13 protein-coding genes and 3 tRNA genes are annotated in these 18,906 nt (G+C 43.5%); 8 read left to right on the top strand and 8 right to left on the bottom strand.

The window, feature by feature from the left end; all coding sequences use genetic code 11:
- Positions 1–171: 171 nt before the first annotated feature.
- From FTU72_RS14620 to FTU72_RS14610, 3 genes are all read right to left on the bottom strand, one after another.
- On the bottom strand, positions 172–1,581 hold the full coding sequence (locus FTU72_RS14620) for a DASS family sodium-coupled anion symporter (protein WP_180053051.1): 1,410 nt from the start codon (positions 1,579–1,581) through the stop codon (positions 172–174).
- An 84-nt stretch (positions 1,582–1,665) separates the two neighbouring features.
- The gene (locus FTU72_RS14615; RefSeq protein WP_180053050.1) at positions 1,666–2,448 is read right to left on the bottom strand and encodes a sulfite exporter TauE/SafE family protein; all 783 of its coding nucleotides are present in this window, start codon (positions 2,446–2,448) and stop codon (positions 1,666–1,668) included.
- A gap of 180 nt (positions 2,449–2,628) precedes the next feature.
- Complete coding sequence (locus FTU72_RS14610; RefSeq protein ID WP_034169835.1) at positions 2,629–2,901, bottom strand: PspC domain-containing protein; 273 nt, start codon at positions 2,899–2,901, stop codon at positions 2,629–2,631.
- A 250-nt stretch (positions 2,902–3,151) separates the two neighbouring features.
- On the opposite strand from FTU72_RS14610, the gene FTU72_RS14605 reads away from it, so the two are divergent.
- Positions 3,152–3,838 (top strand): hypothetical protein, encoded by a 687-nt coding sequence (locus FTU72_RS14605; RefSeq protein ID WP_180053049.1) that lies wholly within the window; start codon positions 3,152–3,154, stop codon positions 3,836–3,838.
- A gap of 156 nt (positions 3,839–3,994) precedes the next feature.
- Here the strand turns inward: FTU72_RS14605 and FTU72_RS14600 are convergent.
- The 5 genes from FTU72_RS14600 to FTU72_RS14580 form a co-directional block, all read right to left on the bottom strand.
- Positions 3,995–4,070 (bottom strand) — tRNA-Lys (locus tag FTU72_RS14600).
- A 57-nt stretch (positions 4,071–4,127) separates the two neighbouring features.
- Positions 4,128–4,203, bottom strand: a tRNA-Lys gene (locus tag FTU72_RS14595).
- 21 nt (positions 4,204–4,224) lie between these two features.
- Positions 4,225–4,300, bottom strand: a tRNA-Lys gene (locus FTU72_RS14590).
- 197 nt (positions 4,301–4,497) lie between these two features.
- Positions 4,498–6,339 (bottom strand): long-chain-acyl-CoA synthetase, encoded by a 1,842-nt coding sequence (locus tag FTU72_RS14585; RefSeq protein WP_180053048.1) that lies wholly within the window; start codon positions 6,337–6,339, stop codon positions 4,498–4,500.
- Between the two features lie 173 nt (positions 6,340–6,512).
- A complete protein-coding gene (locus FTU72_RS14580) occupies positions 6,513–9,947 on the bottom strand; it encodes an Rne/Rng family ribonuclease (protein ID WP_180053047.1) in 3,435 nt (1,144 codons plus the stop codon).
- A gap of 769 nt (positions 9,948–10,716) precedes the next feature.
- Between FTU72_RS14580 and FTU72_RS14575 the strand changes: the two genes are divergently transcribed.
- From FTU72_RS14575 to FTU72_RS14545, 7 genes are all read left to right on the top strand, one after another.
- The gene (locus FTU72_RS14575) at positions 10,717–11,685 is read left to right on the top strand and encodes an RluA family pseudouridine synthase (RefSeq protein WP_180053046.1); all 969 of its coding nucleotides are present in this window, start codon (positions 10,717–10,719) and stop codon (positions 11,683–11,685) included.
- 320 nt (positions 11,686–12,005) lie between these two features.
- Positions 12,006–12,674, top strand: a complete 669-nt coding sequence (locus FTU72_RS14570; RefSeq protein ID WP_180053045.1) for an HAD-IA family hydrolase — start codon at positions 12,006–12,008, stop codon at positions 12,672–12,674.
- Between the two features lie 408 nt (positions 12,675–13,082).
- A complete protein-coding gene (locus FTU72_RS14565; protein ID WP_004781809.1) occupies positions 13,083–13,880 on the top strand; it encodes a 2-keto-4-pentenoate hydratase in 798 nt (265 codons plus the stop codon).
- 22 nt (positions 13,881–13,902) lie between these two features.
- Positions 13,903–14,799, top strand: a complete 897-nt coding sequence (locus FTU72_RS14560) for an acetaldehyde dehydrogenase (acetylating) (protein WP_004781810.1) — start codon at positions 13,903–13,905, stop codon at positions 14,797–14,799.
- 11 nt (positions 14,800–14,810) lie between these two features.
- Positions 14,811–15,830: a 4-hydroxy-2-oxovalerate aldolase gene (gene dmpG / locus FTU72_RS14555; RefSeq protein ID WP_125279391.1), complete on the top strand. Its 1,020-nt coding sequence runs from the start codon at positions 14,811–14,813 to the stop codon at positions 15,828–15,830.
- Positions 15,831–16,245: 415 nt separating this feature from the next.
- Positions 16,246–17,520, top strand: coding sequence for an OprD family outer membrane porin (locus FTU72_RS14550; RefSeq protein WP_180053044.1), 1,275 nt, complete (start codon positions 16,246–16,248; stop codon positions 17,518–17,520).
- 283 nt (positions 17,521–17,803) lie between these two features.
- Positions 17,804–18,664 (top strand): alpha/beta fold hydrolase, encoded by an 861-nt coding sequence (locus FTU72_RS14545; RefSeq protein WP_004781813.1) that lies wholly within the window; start codon positions 17,804–17,806, stop codon positions 18,662–18,664.
- Positions 18,665–18,906 lie beyond the last annotated feature (242 nt).

Raw genomic sequence — 18,906 nt, 5'->3', positions numbered from 1 at the left:
CTCATGAAATACGGTATTCTGATGTGACAAAACCTGAATCCTGGTCGTTAAAGTGTTTGTTTGCACTCATATTTTAACTGTTAGGACTCAGGTTTTTTTATTTAAAGCAAACTATGGGACAGCAGTGCACCCTCGGGTGCTTTTTAATTTGGAATCTGGATTTATTTAAACTTAGATAAAGAACCAGTAAATAAACAGGGAAACCAAGAAAATACACATGATATTCAGGACAAAGCCGACTTTCATCATTTCACTTTGTTGAATATGGCCAGTACCAAACACAATCGCATTCGGTGGTGTCGCCACAGGTAGCATGAAGGCACAAGAAGCCCCAATCCCGATCACAATCACCAGAATCTCTTTAGGCATACCCATCTGGTCGGCAATGGCGGCAAAGACCGGAACCAGTAAGGCAGCTGAGGCAGTATTACTGGTAAATTCAGTCAGGAAGATGATGAAGGTTGCCACAACGAAGATAATTACGAGAGGCGAGGAGTCACCGAAAGCATTTGCCAGTGTTTGACCTAAAACCAGAGAACTGCCTGAATCCTTCAAGACAGCACTTAAGGTCAAGCCGCCACCAAACAGATAGAGCACGCCCCAATCGGTATTTTCAGCAACCTGTTTCCATGTAGCCGTACCCAGAATCACCACCAGACAGGCTGCCAGAATCGCGATCCAGGTATCAGGCTGTGAAATACCGAAATTTTCAGTCAATTTTTTACTGAAAATCCAGGCCATCGCCGTACAGAGGAACAACACCATCGTCGCAATACGGGTGGTGGTCCAGGGAATATTTTCGGTGACAAAATTCACCTTATGATTCAGCTTTGGACGCAGCACCAGATACAGACTGATCAACATTGCTGGCAGGATGATGAACATCATTGGTAGGCCGACTTTCATCCAGTCAGCGAAGTCATAACCGAGGGCTTTGGCTGCAATCGCATTCGGTGGAGAACCGACGATGGTGCCCAAGCCACCAATACTGGCTGAATAGGCAATCCCGAGCAGAATAAATACAAAGGTTTTACGTTCTTTTTCGGCATCCAGATGCGCAAGTAAACCCAGCGCCAGAGGCAACATCATAGCTGCGGTGGCGGTATTGGAAATCCACATCGACAGGGCAGCAGTTACTAAAAAGATAGCCAGTACCGAAGCACCGAGATGTCCACCGGAGAGCGAGATAATCCATGTGGCAATCTTCTTGTCCAGTTTCTGGATATGCAGCGCCGTAGCCAAAGTAAAACCACCAAAAAACAGGAAAATCACGGGATCGGCAAAGGTAGCGAGTGCTGCCTGCATGCTAATCGGTACCAGTTCATCACCATCTGCCATCGGCATACTCAATACAATCGCCAGTACCGGTATGAGTAGGGCTGTAATCGTAATATGCAGGGCTTCGGTCAGCCATAGAATGGCGATAAAGGTCAGTAGGGCCAATCCCTTATTGGCATTTTCGTCATAGGGTAAAATATGATACAAGCCATAAGAGATCACGGCAGCGATCACAATTAAAATCCAGCCTTTGCGAATTCCTTTTGGCATGGCATTAGTCGGGGTGCGTAAAGGGTCGTTCATACAACCTCCTTGCTCAACTTTTTTATTTAAAAGCGTTTTTGAAATTCTTATAAAAGTGAATATGTGTTTTGATTAAAAAAGATATTATTTAAACAGTATAGTAGAGTGTTGTAATAATCCCACACTTTGCCAAAGTGCGTAAATCCCCAGTCCAAATAGAAAAAACAGCACCAGATATTTGAAATGTTGCTGGGAAAGTCGATGCCGTATTTTTCCCCCTAACCAGACGCCGATGAGTGCAAATAACGTGATTCCGAGCAGGATATGTCGCTGATGGGTTTGTAAAGAAATGAGGATCGGGAAGAGTAAGGTCAACTGCACCAGTTTGCTGGCAATAAAGTTGAGATTACTGATAATGACGATATCAGTTTTGGAGAGCTGACAGCTAAGCAGATACATCATCAGGAAGGGTGCCATGGCATTGGTTGCACCTCCAATCATGCCGGCCAGTAAACCGAATCCTAGCATACTGAGCTGACTGCTACTGACCCGAAGCGGAGTAGAGCGTAACTGATCCAGTACATAGAAAATAATCACCAGACCCAGTAATAATTTAAGATAGCCTTCATTGATCCAGATGAGTAATTTGACCCCCAGCACACTACCGACCAAGCTGCTTAACATGAGTGGCCAATAGTGTGAGACATAATAGCAAATGCTCTGCAACAGGCTATGTTTTGGATCGCTATTGAGCATCCAAAGGTTCAATAACAGGCAGGGGAGGATCACTAAGGTGACTGCTGTACTTAAGGCATATTCACTGGATAAGGCAGCCGTACTCAGCATAGGAAAGCCAAAACCACTGACCCCATGCAGTAATGCCGCGATCGCACACAGCCAAAGTACAATCCATTCTGCCTGCGTCATCTGAAATCCATTTCAAGTAGAAAGTATCAACTTATCCTGAATAGGCGAGTAGGGTAAAGCGTAAAATGGTAATAAGACCAAAACCTAAAAATCAGACAAAAAAAACCACGATCTTTTGGGGGAAGGACCGTGGCATAAAAATTTCACCATATGAATATTTAGGTGAAAGAGGAAACGATTTTATCGGTAGTCTTTATCCTGATTCACGGTACGCACAGGACGTTCATAATCAGTTCTGCTCGCAGCATAATCAGGCATAGAATTCTTTTTTGGCATCACTAACCATAGAACCAGATAAACTAAGATACCCGGGAAAGCAGCACTCATGACCGAAATAATCACGAAGATCAAGCGTAATAAATTTGCGTTCCAACCAAAACGTTCAGCAATACCACCCATTACACCTGCAATCATGTTTGAGCGGTTAGAGCGATATAAACCAACATTGGCCATCCAAGTCTCCTGATAGAAAAAATAAGATTGAGTCTAAAAAATGACTCATATTTATAAGAATGGAGTTTTATCTAAATTTTTAAAGTATCTATTGAAAATAAATTCGTTAAGTAATGTTACGGGAGATTAAATAATCCTTAAAAAATCACTAAGATCATAAAAATTCCATTGAATTCATTATTAAAACTTATAAGTTTTCAGTGAGTCGTCTGTCTATATAGATGTGCACCCCTTCAGGTATATTTTTAAAATGAAATCGAATGTATCGCATCATTTAAGTGGTTTATGCCGGCTTGGATTTGTGCTGGGAAGTGTTGCAGGACTGATTGCCTGTGATGACCATCAAAGCAAACCCTTACCTGATACTACGAAAACTTTGGCACAAGATGGCGTAGTCATCTCCGCCGCCAATGAAAGTTATGACACCCGTAATGCTAAATCGCTCACCCAGACTGCAACCTATAATGCATTGCCTGTAGAACCAAATGTCGATCCTAAACCTGTACCGGATTATGCCAAAAGCTATGTCGGGCGTTATCTTACCCAGATTGATTGTGACGGACGGTTTGCACCTTGTACGGAAGGGAAATCGGTGTTTATTTTGACTTTATTGCCAGATGGTACAGTGCATCGCAGTATCGTGCATTATGGCAAAGTCTTTGTGAATAATTCCAGACGAGTTCAGACCGAAAGCAATGTGACCTATCGTAAGGACCGCTGGACGATTAATCCGGAACAAACTGAACTGATCGTGGACCGTAAAGAGGGGGCAAAATTCTATTATACAATTAAAAGCCCAACCCATCTGGTCATGAATCTGGAAAAAATTTATGACGAAAAAGAACGGGCAAACCAGCAGTTATTTGATCAGGGTTATCCTGCACCTTCTAAAGCGTATGAGCTGGTCAAAGATTCTGAATTTAAGATCACTGAATAAAAGCAATAGAGTTTCTAAAGAATTTAAAACAGAGTAAATGGAAATGGCGATTCTAAAATTGTCAGGATGAATTGCGCTTAAATAAAAAGAATGAACTGAATAATATAGGAAATATTATAAGAATATTGAAAGAAGAAATAAATATAGAGGGGAGAATGGTGGGCCGTCCGCGACTCGAACGCGGGACCAATGGATTAAAAGTCCACTGCTCTACCAACTGAGCTAACGGCCCATTCGGGTAATCAAAGTAGCTTTGATTGAAGTTTCTAAAAAGAGATTTTAGAAATGATGGTGGGCCGTCCGCGACTCGAACGCGGGACCAATGGATTAAAAGTCCACTGCTCTACCAACTGAGCTAACGGCCCATCAGGGGATATCAAATTTAATGGTGGGCCGTCCGCGACTCGAACGCGGGACCAATGGATTAAAAGTCCACTGCTCTACCAACTGAGCTAACGGCCCTGAACCAACAATCAAGCAAGGCTTAATTGTGCAGTGCAAAAGAAACTAAAGAGTTCTGAAAGCACCACTTTGTTTGATGGAGCGTATTGTAGCAAGATCTCATTGCAGCGCAAGTAAAAAATAACAAAGTTGCCTATGTTTGATTATAAATACAACAATTCTGCTTTATCTAAACAAAAAATAGGCAACTTCAGCACTTAGAAACGATATTGATAGGCTTGAATGTTCTCAAAAATTTCTTGAGTCAGCTCACAATACGCATCGCTGCCTGGCAATAAAACCAGCAAGCGTTCATCGGTTTTGTTTGGGTCAAAAGCCTGTTCTTTCAGTTTGTTTTTCTGATACTTGAAGGTACCGGTCGTTTCTACCTGTTCTTGAATGCGCAGAAAAACTGGAACTGCATATGCAGGCAGACAGCGTTTAAAGGTGCTGACCATATTTTTCAGGTCTTGCTCATCCAGGGTGCTTCCCGGTTGCAGGGTAATTGCAGCCATACCGGCACGGCCATTGGTATTTGGAATTTCTACACCATAAACTACAGCTTCGATAATTTTGTCATACTCGGTCAGCATGTTTTCGACTTCAGTCGTTGAAACATTTTCACCTTTCCAGCGGAAGGTGTCACCGAGACGGTCGACAAACTGGGCATGACGGAAACCGATATTACGCACCAGATCGCCGGTATTGAAGTAGGAATCACCTTTACTGAACACGTCATGCATGATGACTGCCTTGTTCTTTTCCGGATCGGTATAGCCATCGAAAGGGGAGCGGCGGGTAATTTTACCGATCAATAAACCGGTTTCACCTTTTTTTACCCGTTTGCAGCGACCTTTGGCATCACGCACAGGCTCATTTTTATCTTTATCAAATTCGATAATGGCATAAGGTGTTGGTGAGAAACCGACAGTATTGTCAAAGTTAAAGACATTGCTGAAACCGACATTACCTTCACTTGAGGCATACAGTTCCAGTACTTCCTTGATGCCAAAACGGGATTTGAATTTATCCCAGATATTCGGGCGCATGCCATTACCAATCATCTTGGTAACGCGATGGCCTTTTTCCAGTTCAGACGGTGGCGCATCCATCAGGTAGCGGCAAAGTTCACCCACATAACCAATCGCAGAAGCATCAAATTTTTTGACATCTTTCCAGAAGGAAGAGGTGGAGAATTTACGGCGGATGGCAAAAGTACTGCTTCCGGCAATCACCCCACACCAGCACACCACAATACCTGTCGCATGATAAAGCGGCAGGGTGCAGTACATCACGTCATCTTTATTCAGGTTCAGGACATGGCCATAGGTGCCATAGGCGAGTGTCCAGCGGCTATTGGTAAAGATCACCGCTTTAGGTAAGCCGGTAGTACCTGAAGTATAGATATAGAACAGGCCGTCTTTGCCTTGTACCGAATGCGTAGTCGGTGTATTGAATTTCGGGAACTGGTCAATCTGCTCTGCTAGGTTGATAAACCCTTCAGGTGCTTGTCCGGTATTTTCTTGTGTGTTCTGATCGGCAAACCAGTGGAAACGGTCAGCGGCAATATTGAGATTATTGCGGATTTCATCAACGGCAGCACGGCACTCTTCACCGACAATGACTGCAATCGGTTTCACCAGGTTAATACTATGTGTCAGGACTTTACCGACCTGAGAGGTATTCACCAGCGCAATCGTGATGCCTAGCTTGGCCAGACCAATCACACTGGCAATGAACTCCGGACGGTTCTCGACCATTACAGCCACCACATCACCTTTCTGTGCACCGAGAGAAAGGTAGAAATGTGCGATCTGGTTCGCCCAGCCATTTAGGTGAGCATAGGTATAGGACTGATCCTCAAAACGTAATGCAATACCTTCAGGATTACGCTGCGTTGCTTTTTCAAAAGCCAAACCCAGGCCTGCGGGCGTATTGGGAGTACGTAAATAAGCCTGTCGCAGTCCGTTCAGCAGATTAGGGACCTTACTGATGAAGGCAGGGATTTTGGCTGCGACATCTGCAATGCCAATAAGATCGGGTTGGTTCGTCTGGGTCATGGGCGTCCTATTATTTTTCGTATCCAATGCGTTTAATTTATATGCAATAAACGGATGATAGCCATCTTTTAGCGTGTTGAAACTAGAGTAATCAACCTATTCTGACAAAATCTAGCAAAAAAAACCTAGCCACCGAAATGACTAGGTTTTTTAGTTAATTGCAATTGGGCGAATTATGACTCAGTTGCAGTATTGGTTTTTTTCGGTGGACGGCCACGTGGACGACGTGGGCGGGCAGCCGGTTTTTCAGCTTTTGCTACAGCTTCTTCAGCTTTATCGGCTTCCGGAGTTTCGGTAGGCGTAGCTTCGTTTTCTGCTGGAGTTACTTCAACTGTAGTCGTTTCAGTGACTTCTTCAGCGGGAGCTTGTTCAGCTTTCGCAGTTTCTACAGATGCTTCAGCAGCTGGCTCAGGAGTTTGAGTCGCTTCAGTTGTATCAGCACTTTCTACTGCAGCTACCGGAGCTTCAGCAGGTGCAGCTTCAGCACTTTCAGCTTTCGCTTCTTCCGCTGGAGCCGTTGCTTCTGCAGCAGGTTCAGCCGCAGTAGATTCTGCTTCAGCTTGTGCTTGCTGTTTAGCCTGCTGTAATGCTTGCTCGGCAGCCAGTTTGGCGAGACGACGACGCTCACGTGGATCATTCGCCACACGTTTCTCTGAAACTGGTGCAGGCGGAGTTAAATCCAGCACAGGAGCAGGTTCTGCTTCAGGCTGCGCTTTGCTGACTTCTACATCACGAGTTACAGGTTTTTTCTCTGTGGTCGCGGTCGAAACCGTTGCTAAAGTCGCATTATATTCCTGCGTGAACTTTTGCAATGCACGGTTAAACGTTGGCAACAGACCGAACTGTTCAATCAGGACTGAACAGTCTTCACCATAAACATGGCGAATCAGGCTACCAATAGTGTATTGGCCAAGTGTTGGCACCTGTGATGGTGTCAATTGCTGAGTTTTCGCCTGTTGGCCTTGTGCAGCACGACGGTCGCGACGACGTTGACGTGGGTCATTGCTGGCACGCTGTTTTGATGATGACTGAGCTTCAGGCGTTTTCTCTGCAGGAGCAGATGCAGTCACTTCAGCCAGGAACTCTTCCGCAGCTGGTGCTTCTACAGGAGCATCGGCAGGGGCAGTCACTTCAACAGCAGGTTTTGCGACTGGAGCAGTGTCATTCAATGCCACAATTTCGCTTTTCGCCTCGTCAATATTTACCACCATTGCTGTTGGCATCACTTCTTTACGAGGAGCATCGACCAGTTCCACACGAACTTGCTTTTCATTGACTGCTGGCGCTTCAACGGCAGCAGGTGCTTGAGGTGCAGCTTGTTCATTTAGAACACTTGGATCGCGGTGGCGATTTGGACGTTCTGGACGTTGCTGGTTGCGACGGTCACGACGTGGCACGTTTTGCTGTTGCTCATTGCTGTGAGTATCGCTTTGCTGTGCAGACTCATTGTGGTGCTGACGGCGAGAGTTGCGTTTGTTTTCACGCGCTTCCTGACGTTGTTCCTGACGAGAAACCTGAACCACTTCTTCATGCACCTGATGTTGTGATGCATTATCAGACTGCGCCTGTTCACGTGGCTCTTTGTGCTTGTTGCTACGTGCTTTCTTGTTATGACGCTGTGATTTCTCTTCACGTTCAGCTTTTTCAGACTGATCACGCTCTGGTTTATGGACTACAGTCGATGGCGCCAGATAAGCATTGCCGGTAGTTGCTGGTGCTGCAACAGCTGTTGGCTGTGCGGATACTGCTGGTGTTACAGGAGCAACCTGGCCGAACTGGCCACGGCTCACTGCACCGCCATTCACCATCTGTTCAATAGCAGCAGCAGCATTGTTCGCTGTGCGAGATTGATCAACAGTAGTTGCCTGTTTTTGTACAAACAGGTTTTCTAACCATGCACATGGGCTGGCAGCAGGTGCGGCAACTTGAGCAGGTGCCTGTTGTGCAGCAGGTGCTTGCTGTACGTTTTGCTGATTCTGGTTATTGCGGCGTTTATTGTTTTTGCCGTTGTTTTGCTGCTGAGCAGGTGCTGGTGCAGCGGTATGCGTATGTTCTTCTTCTAAATGCCACTCAGAAGACTCATAGCCCAGTTCTTTTTCGCTTGAACGGGTTGCTTCAGTACGCTCGTAACTTGTCGGTGCGAAACCTTCAGGGTTATACGAAATTTCGTAGTGAGGTGTTTCCAAGTGTGGATGTGGAAGTACAGTTACACGTGTATTTGAAGTTTGTTCCAGATATACCAGACTGTGACGTTTTTCATTGAGCATGAACGCCGCAATTTCTACCGGTACTTCAACCTGAACTTCACCATGACGTTCACGTAGTGCGATTTCTTCCACTTTACGCATAATTGAAAGTGATAGAGAACGCAGGTCACGTACCATACCGGTACCATGACAGCGTGGGCAGACATAACCAGTTGCTTCTTCAAGCGATGGACGCAGACGTTGACGGCTCATTTCCATCAGGCCGAAACGAGACAGTTGGCCGAACTGGATACGTGCGCGGTCGCTTTGAGTTGCTTCACGCAGTTTCGCTTCTACCATACGCTGGTTGCGGTCTTTGGTCATGTCGATGAAGTCGATGACAACTAAGCCACCGATATCACGTAAACGTAATTGGCGAGCAATTTCTTCAGCGGCTTCAAGGTTGGTATTTAACGCTGTATCTTCAACGTCCTGACCGCGAGTTGATTTTGCCGAGTTAATGTCGATTGAAACTAAAGCTTCAGTTTGGTCGATCACGATCGAACCGCCTGAAGGCAGTTTTACTTCACGTTCATAAGCAGTCTGAATCTGGCTTTCGATACCGAAATGCGCAAACAAAGGCTCATTCAATGTATAAGTTTTCAGTTTGTCTAACTGAAGCGGCATTACTGCTTTAACGAAGTTATAAGCTTCGTTATAAGCTTGCTCAGAGTCAATCAGGATTTCTGCTACATCATCACGCAGGTAATCACGGATGGCACGAGTTACCACACCTGCTTCCTGATGGACCAGCATAGGTGATGGACCTGAATTTGCAGTGCTTTGGATTTGTGCCCAAAGGTCTAGTAAATGTTGCAGATCAAGCTGTAATTCTTCTTGAGAACGGCCAATGCCTGCTGTACGAACAATGACGCTCATACCACGTGGCACATTTAAAGAGGCCAGCATTTCTTTCAGTTCTTCACGTACTGAACCAGAAATCTGACGGCTGATACCGCCACCTTTCGGGTTGTTTGGCATCAGAACCAGATAACGACCAGCTAAAGAGATGAAAGTTGAGAGAGCAGCGCCTTTATTGCCGCGCTCTTCTTTTTCCACCTGAACCAGAAGTTCAGTACCTTCAGTAATCAGTTCACGGATATTTGAAGTTTGGCGAGGATCGGCTTTGTAATAAGAGTTTGCGATTTCACGCATAGACAGGAAGCCTTGGCGACCTGCGCCGTATTCAACGAATACAGCTTCTAAAGAAGGTTCAACGCGAGTCACGTGACCTTTATAGATATTAGATTTTTTTTGTTCACGGGTACGATTCTCTAAATCGAAATCGTAAAGACGCTGACCAGTGACAAGTGCAACGCGAATTTCTTCGGCATGTGTTGCATTAATCAACATACGTTTCATGGGTGTAACACCTTATAGTGATACACAGCAAAAAATCGCTATTCACGTAGCGAACATCACACATCACGGATCAATGGCCCAGATCTCCAATGCTTGGCATTGTGGTCTGAGTCTTTTATTCCCGGCGTCTACTTGAATATAGATCAGCTTCGGTATTTTGATTCACGTATTGATGATGGCAATACGGCTTCAATCTTTAAACGATTAAAGTCACCTGAACGTTTCACTGGCGGACAAGCGGTGCATTAGATGTGAGTAACTTTCACTGTCACATTGCTCGAAGATCATCCCTTCTTTATAGAAAGTGTCTTGATACGGAATTGTCGTCGTATCTTTACAAACTGTGCAGATCCAATGCATCAAACGCTGTAGCCTGAAGTCGTCTTCAGGGTGCGACTAATCTGATGTGTATCAGTTTACGTTTAAAAACCAACTAGGTTGGCGACATATTTTTTCAGACAAACTGATTTATGTACCTGAGGTACAATTAAACGCAACAGTTTGCTTTGTTTGCCGATATAATAAGCCTTCGGCGTCGGCATAATTCTTTTGGGACCTTCCCGTATCATGTGAGTCTTTAATTGAATAATCAAGTTCAGAGAAATCTGAAATGCTTCAACTTTTACTCACAAACGATGGTTTCCGTGCGCTGACTATATCAAACCTTGCATCATCTGCCTATGGGCTAAGCTTATGTTTCTTGTGTAAAGCATAACCTAAGTGATCAGTTTTTAATCAATTTTAGTAATTTTTGGGTCATAGTAACTGTATGAATTCTACACAACAATGGCAAAGCGTCACTTGGTTTGAAGTGGATGAACATCAAGATGGACAGCGAATCGATAATTTCCTGTTCAGTCGTCTGAAAGGGGTGCCTAAAAGTCGGATTTATCGTCTGATTCGTGAAGGACAGGTTCGCGTCAATAAAAAACGCATTAAGGCCGAAACCAAACTGGCGATTGGCGACCAGATTCGTGTGGCACCGATTCGTTATGAACAAAAAGATGAATCAGAAGCGCCGATTTCGGACAAGGTGGCTCAAGGTCTTCTGTCACGTGTGGTATATGAAGATGAAGGCTTGATGGTTGTCAATAAACCATCGGGTATTGCCGTGCATGGCGGTAGCGGTGTGGCGTATGGCCTGATTGAAGGCCTACGTGCTGCAACAGGTAAAAAATACCTGGAATTGATTCACCGTATTGACCGTGACACATCGGGTCTGGTGATGATCTCGAAAAAGCGCAGTACCTTAAAAACGCTACAAGATTTATTACGTGAACATAAGATTAAAAAAACTTATGCCGCTGTCGTGAAAGGGCAGGTAACGCTAGATAAGCAACTCATTGATGCACCTTTGCATCGTTATGAACTTTCTAATGGTGAGCGCCGTGTCCGTGTCTCTAAAGAAGGCAAAGAGTCTAAAACCCAGTGGAATGTGGCAGAGCGTTTTATGCATGCGACACTGGTGTATGCTTCTCCATTGTCTGGTCGTACCCATCAGATTCGTGTACATGGTCTCAGCATTGGTCATCCGCTGGTAGGTGATGAAAAATACGGACATGAAACTGAATATCGTGGACCAAAACCACGTCGTTTATGTCTGCATGCGATGCGCTTAGAAATTCCGGGTTATCCGACGATTGAAGCACCGTTGCCGGAAGATATGCAGAGTCTTGTGGCTCAGCTTCGTGCGCAAAAGGCAGATAAAGTTGTACCGATTGCTGAAGATGACGAGTAATTTTTAGCTTTTTGATGAGTCTTATCTTGCTTTACTTGAGTGGGAGAAATTTCCCTCTTTATTAGAGATGATTCAAGACAATTTCTAAATCAATGAAGGGCGACATGGATGTCGCTGTTACTCTGTGGTACAGGGACGTGCCATCAGAGTAACAAAGGATTTTTGCTACTTTTCATCCTTGAAAAGTAGATAATACCTATACGAAAACAGCTGCTCACTGATGTTAATTGTGGTGGGGAATTAATTTAACTCACCTCTCCCAAACCCTCTCCTAGAAGGAGAGGGCTTAAAGACACTGAATCAAATACTAGGAACCTTATATGAATTCACCTGTAAAACTGGTCATTTTTGATTGGGATGGCACTTTATTTGATTCAGTGGGTCAGATCGTGTCGAGTTTACAGTTTGCTGCGCAACAGTTTCAGCAACCTTTAACTGATGCAGATGCGAAAAGTATTATCGGATTAGGTTTGCCGGAAGTAGCCCAACGGCTATTCCCAAGTGTGCCAGAATTACATGCGGATATTTTGCAGGCCTATTCAGATCACTATGTGGCGAATTCAGTGAATGATGCTTGGTTTGAGGGTGTTTCTGAAATGCTGTATAGCTTAAAAGACGAAGGCATCAAACTGGCAGTGGCGACAGGTAAAAGCCGGAAAGGATTGGATCGTGTATTAAAGCAGACTAATAGTCTGGAGCTGTTTCATGCCACTCGTGCAGCAAGTGAAACCCGCTCGAAGCCGGATCCTTTAATGCTGGCTGAAATTCTGGCTGAAACTGGTGTCAATGCGCATGAAGCGATTATGGTGGGGGATACATCTTATGACCTGGAAATGGCGATGAATATTGCCATGCCAAGTGTAGGCGTGACTTATGGCGTCCATACACCGGAAACTTTGGCACAGTTTAATCCACTGTCGATTGTGAAGGATGTCAGCAGTTTGCATGACTTTTTATTGGCTAAAGTCCAATGGAAAGAAGCCATTTAATTCAGTATCTTAGTCATTCTTCAAGATCCGGCATTTTCTGAAATAGAAGATGCGGATCAATGCTGTAGATTTGAACAACTGGTCTTATCTTTTAGTCTAAAGTTGTGATTACAGTGGTTTTGTTCTGTCATGATTGTTGAGTTATTTAGTTGGATATAACTTAATTCATAATTATAAGATTATGTTTTTAATTGATTTTTATAAATTTAATTTATAGATAATAGCTATTGCAAAAAATAAAATAACTATTGGCATTCACGTCGTATTTTTCCCATCCTAAAACTGTTTATTCATATGCCCGTACTAGGCGCAATTGTTTATTGGAATGATCGAAATGATCAGGTCAGAACATTTTGCCTGTCTTAGTTCTCGGCATAAGCCTCATTTTTGCAGTTTAAGGAAACATTGATGTCGAATTCTGCTGTTGTTGAATCAGTTGCACAAGCATTACGTACTGCTGAACTCTCAAAAACTGCGATCGCACCGATTCGCCCGGAACTTGGTGGTGAAAGTGCTGACGTAGATATTGCCTATGCCGTTCAGGAAGTAAATACCGAGCGTGCTCTGGCGGAAGGTCGCCGTCTGGTAGGTCGTAAAATTGGTTTGACATCGAAAGTGGTTCAAGCACAGCTTGGCGTAGATCAGCCTGACTTCGGTATGTTGTTTGCCGACATGGCCTATGGCGATGGTGAAGCAATCCCTGCAGGTTTGCTGATTCAACCGAAAGTTGAAGCTGAAATCGCATTGGTCATCAAAGAAGATCTGACTAAAGCAAAACATACGTATGCAGACATCATTAGTGCAACTGACTATGCACTTCCTGCTGTAGAAGTGGTCGATAGCCGTATCGAAAACTGGAAAATCAGCCTGATTGATACCGTAGCTGATAACGCATCTTCTGCTGCATTCGTTCTGGGCTCTAAGCCTGTCAAACTGGAAAACCTTGATCTTGTGAACTGCAAGATGGTCATGACACGTGGCGACGAAGTGGTTTCTCAAGGCGTGGGTAAAGCATGTCTGGCAAACCCGTTAAATGCTGCTGTGTGGCTGGCAGATGAAATGGTACGCCGTGGCCGTCCATTGCTAAAAGGCGACATTATTTTGACTGGTGCTTTGGGTCCAATGGTTGTAGCTCAGCCTGGCGACGAATTCAAAGTTGAAATTGAAGGCTTTGGTTCAGTAACAGCTGCTTTTGCTGCTGAATAAGGGAATACAAGAGAGTACATTCATGAAAAAGATTAAATGTGCATTGATCGGTCCAGGTAATATTGGTACTGATTTGCTTTATAAACTGCAACGCAGCGAATGGTTAGAACCAGTATGGATGGTGGGGATTGACCCAACTTCTGAAGGTCTAGCACGTGCAGCAAAAATGGGTTTAAAAACCACTGCTGAAGGCGTAGACGGTTTGCTGCCTCACGTAGTTGAAGATGACATCAAAATCGCCTTCGATGCAACTTCTGCTTATGTACATGCTGAAAACAGCCGTAAGCTGAACGAGCTTGGCGTGTTAATGATTGACTTAACACCAGCTGCAATTGGTCCTTACTGCGTACCACCTGTCAACCTTGAAGCATTGCTTGAACAAGGTGAAGTGCCAAACGTCAATATGGTAACTTGTGGCGGTCAGGCAACGATTCCTATGGTTGCAGCGATTTCTCGCGTTCAGCCTGTGAACTATGGCGAAATCATTGCGACTGTATCTACTAAATCAGTTGGTCCTGGTACACGTAAAAACATCGACGAATTCACGCGTACGACTGCTGGTGCAATTGAGAAAGTCGGTGGTGCGAAACAAGGTAAAGCGATCATCATCATTAACCCGGCTGAGCCACCACTGATGATGCGTGATACTGTTCACTGTCTAGTAGAAGGTGAGCCAGATCAGGCAGCGATCACTGAATCTGTACATGCGATGATCCTCGAGGTTCAAAAATACGTACCAGGTTACAAACTGGTGAATGGTCCAGTATTTGATGGCAACCGCGTATCGATCTTCCTTGAAGTTGAAGGTCTGGGTGACTTCCTGCCGAAATATGCAGGTAACCTCGACATTATGACTGCAGCAGCTGCACGTACCGCAGAGATGTTTGCAGAACGTGTTTTAAATGCAGTTGAAGCTTAAGGAGCACCTTCATGTCTAAGATTATTATTAATGATATGACTTTACGTGATGGTATGCATCCCATGCGCCATCAAACTACACCTGAGCAAATGGTTGCGATTGCAACTGCTCTGGATGATGCAGGTGTACCGCTGATTGAAGTAACACACGGTGACGGCCTTGGCGGTAACTCTGTGAACTACGGTTTCGCAGCTGCAACTGATGAAGAATACCTGAAAGCGGTGATTCCAAACCTGAAACAAGCGAAAGTATCTGCACTTTTACTTCCTGGTATCGGTACGGTTGATCACCTGAAAATGGCACATGATGTAGGTGTAGCAACTATTCGTGTAGCGACTCACTCTACTGAAGCAGACGTTTCTGAACAGCATATTACTGCTGCGCGTAAACTGGGTATGGACACTGTGGGCTTCCTGATGATGGCTCACATGGCAACACCTGAAAAATTACTTGAAGAAGCACAAAAAATGGTGTCATACGGTGCTAACTGTATCTATGTGACTGACTCTGCTGGTTATATGCTTCCGCAAGACGTGACTGACCGTGTAGGTATCTTACGTGCTAACTTGGGTTCAGATATCGAAATCGGTTTCCATGGTCACCACAACTTAGGTATGGGCGTAGCTAACTCTGTTTCTGCTGTACAAGCGGGTGCAACACGTGTTGACTTGGCATCTGCCGGTCTGGGTGCTGGTGCAGGTAATACGCCACTTGAACTGTTTGTTGCGGTTGCAAACCGTATGCAAATGGAAACTGGTGTTGACCTGTTTAAAGTACAAGACGTTGCAGAAGATCTGATCATTCCAATGATGACTCATCAGATCCGTGCTGACCGTGATGCTGCAACTCTGGGTTATGCAGGTGTTTACTCTTCATTCCTATTGTTCGCTAAACGTGCTGAAGCAAAATATGGCGTATCTGCTCGTGAAATTCTGCTTGAGCTAGGTCGTCGTGGCACCGTTGGTGGTCAGGAAGATATGATTGAAGATTTGGCATTGACTATGTCTAAAGCGAAAGAGCTTCAAGCTTAATAGTTAAAAGCTAAATTTTAAAAAAAGCGTCCGAAAGGGCGCTTTTTTATTTATTTGAATAAAATGAATAAGATATTAAAACGATAGAATAAGATATTTTAATTATTACTATTTATTTTAAGAAAATAATCAAACACATTTCCTTAAACATAAAAACGATAAATAAAAAGTTATTTTTAAATTATAAAAAAATAATGGCTGTTTATATAAGAGAAAACATGGATTTATATTGATTATCTGGTTAATTTTTTATTTTAGTTAATTGTTTATAAATATAAGTCTTTTTCAAATTTCAGCATACTTATTCTATCTATAGAGATTAATAGAAAAATTTTAATACTGTAGTCGGATTTTTAAAAAAACTAGAGTTGAGCATGATAGCGGCATAGCTTAATTTGATTACTAGGAATAAGCCATGCGTCGTCAAAACTTATGGATAGCAATGCTTGCTGCAACAGCAAGTTTAGGAACAACTGCAGCGAATGCAGATTTTATTGACGATAGTAATGTCCAGCTTAAATTTAAAAACTTTTATCTAGATCGTCAGTATCAAGATGATTTTTCTTCACGTAATTGGGGTTCTTGGTCACAAGGTGTGACTTTGGATGCGAAGTCAGGCTATCACGATATTGGTGGTGGGGTGCAGGTTGGTGCAGATGTTCTGGTTCAACATGCAGTTAAACTCAAAGGCCGTGATCAAAATCCGGATTGGGTGTTGCCTCACGATGGTAAAGAATCTAAAGATCATTTTGGTAAAGTTGGCGCAACCTTAAAAGCTAAAGTTTCTGAGACTGAGCTGAAAGTGGGTGAGTTATTGCCTGTATCTCCAGTGCTGGTATTTGATCCATCTCGTCAGCTCATCACTACTTATAGCGGTGTATGGTTAGAATCTAAAGAGATTAAAGATACCAAACTGACTTTGGCTTATATTGATAAAATTAATAATCGTTACGACAATCAGTTCCGTGATTTAGCTTTATTTTCTCCAGGTAGAACTTTACCTGATGGTAGACAAGGTCATTATGACTTAGGTCCTGAATCTGATGGTATGTGGATTGCCGGTGTAGATCACCAGTTCACGCCTGAAATTAGTGGTAGCTACTGGTATGCAGATGTTCAAGACATCTACCAACAGCATTACTTGGGTGTGAATTACAAAACTGCGCTAGGCGAAAAAACCAAATTAGATAGCCATGTGCGTTATTTTGATAACTCAGATTCAGGTGACAAACTGTATGGTGATATTGATAATCAGGCATTGTCAGTAGGGGCAAAAGTTAATCATGGTGCGCATACCGTAGGTCTGGGTTATCAGCAAATGTTTGGTGATACTGCATTTCCAACATTCGGTGGCTGGGTGCCGCAGCCTTATCTGGTGAACTGGGGCGTTGCAACCTTTACTGCACCAGAAGAAAAGTCATGGAATGTTTCTTATGGCTATGACTTCTCTGAAATGGGTGCCAAAGGCTTAAATGCAACTGCGGTTTATTTCAAAGGTTATGATGCTCAATCAGGTGATCAAAACTTTAATACTGATGAGCTAAATTTGATTGCGAATTACACTGTTCCAGAGGGTAAGTTAAAAGGATTAGGCATCCAAGCAATGTATATCGATGTGAATTTTGCTAATCCTACTAAACCAGATCTTCAAGAATACCGCGTAGCGACGACTTATACCCATAAATTCTAAGTTAAGCGCATTTTAAGGGCAGTCAGTAGTCTGGCTGCTTTTTTTTGAGTTAAGAACTTAATCAAAGCCTTAAATTAAACAAGGTTTTAAATTTAAAATAATTAATTAAAACAAATACTTAAATAATATATTTTTTGTAGTATGCAATCGTAATTTTATATCAGTTGAAGACAGTAGAGCGGTTAATATAAGACGGTAAAAAGATCATTTTTAATGAGTCAACTTGACGTCGAATTCTCGTCATCGAGGAACACGCAAGCAAGAAACTGTAAGAGGAATCATGATGAGCACTGTTCAAATCCCTGATTATAAAACAGATCCTTTCTTCGGCTTAGAAGACAAATGGATTGAAACTGCAGAAGGTGAGTTGACTCACTACCATGAAATTGGTGAAGGTACGCCTATTCTGTTCCTGCACGGTTCAGGTACGGGTGTATCTGCTGCTGCAAACTGGTGGTTAAACCTACCTTCAATTGGTGAACAAGCACGTTGTATCGCAATCGATACCATTGGTTATGGTCAAACTGTGGTTGCACCAGGTACTGCTTATGGTATCCGTGCATGGGTGGATCATGCTGTACGTACTCTAGATGCATTAGGTATCGAAAAAACCTGGTTAGTGGGTAACTCTCTGGGTGGCTGGTTGGCATTCCAGATGGCACTTGATTATCCTGAACGTGTTCTAGGTATCGTGTCTATGGGTACTGGCGGTGCAAAACAGACTGCTGCGCTGAAAGCACACGCAAACCCAGTATTAACTGAAGAAGGTATCAAGAAAACCCTGTCTATGTTCGTGGTGAACAAAGATCTGATCACCGACGAACTGGTGAAAGTACGTTTTGCTTCTGCTGCAAATGACTATGCATCAAATCGTTTGATGGATGTAGTGGGCGCACGTGACCGTGACCGTTTCGAATTCCCGTTAGACTTCGAAAAAATGAAAGACATCACTGTACCTGTATTATTGATTCATGGTACTCAAGACGTGGTCATTCCGGTTTCTCGTACTTGGGACATCCTGAACATCGTGCCAAATGCTGATGCACACATCTTCAGTCAATGTGGTCACTGGTCTCAAGTTGAAAAATCAGATGAGTTCAACACTGTGATCAAAAATTACCTAGCTGTACACGGCGTAAAATAAGTCGTACTCAGTTTAAAAAAGGATGGCTTCGGTCATCCTTTTTTTCTTTCTAAAATATTTAATTTACAGCTGCCAAATGAACACCATTTCCTTCAGTAAATTTTTTAAACACGTGGATTCAAATCCCAAGTGCAACACATTTGTAGTTAGTTGAAAAAGTTAGGTGTATTCATAGAATCATTAGACTTTTTCAACTCGCAATTGGAAAGCACACAATGAAGAAATACACCCAACTTTCTCAA

It is taken from the genome of Acinetobacter sp. YH12137 (assembly GCF_013418535.1).
In the GTDB taxonomy this organism is placed as follows: domain Bacteria; phylum Pseudomonadota; class Gammaproteobacteria; order Pseudomonadales; family Moraxellaceae; genus Acinetobacter.
This window is presented reverse-complemented; position numbering and strand designations above follow the sequence as displayed.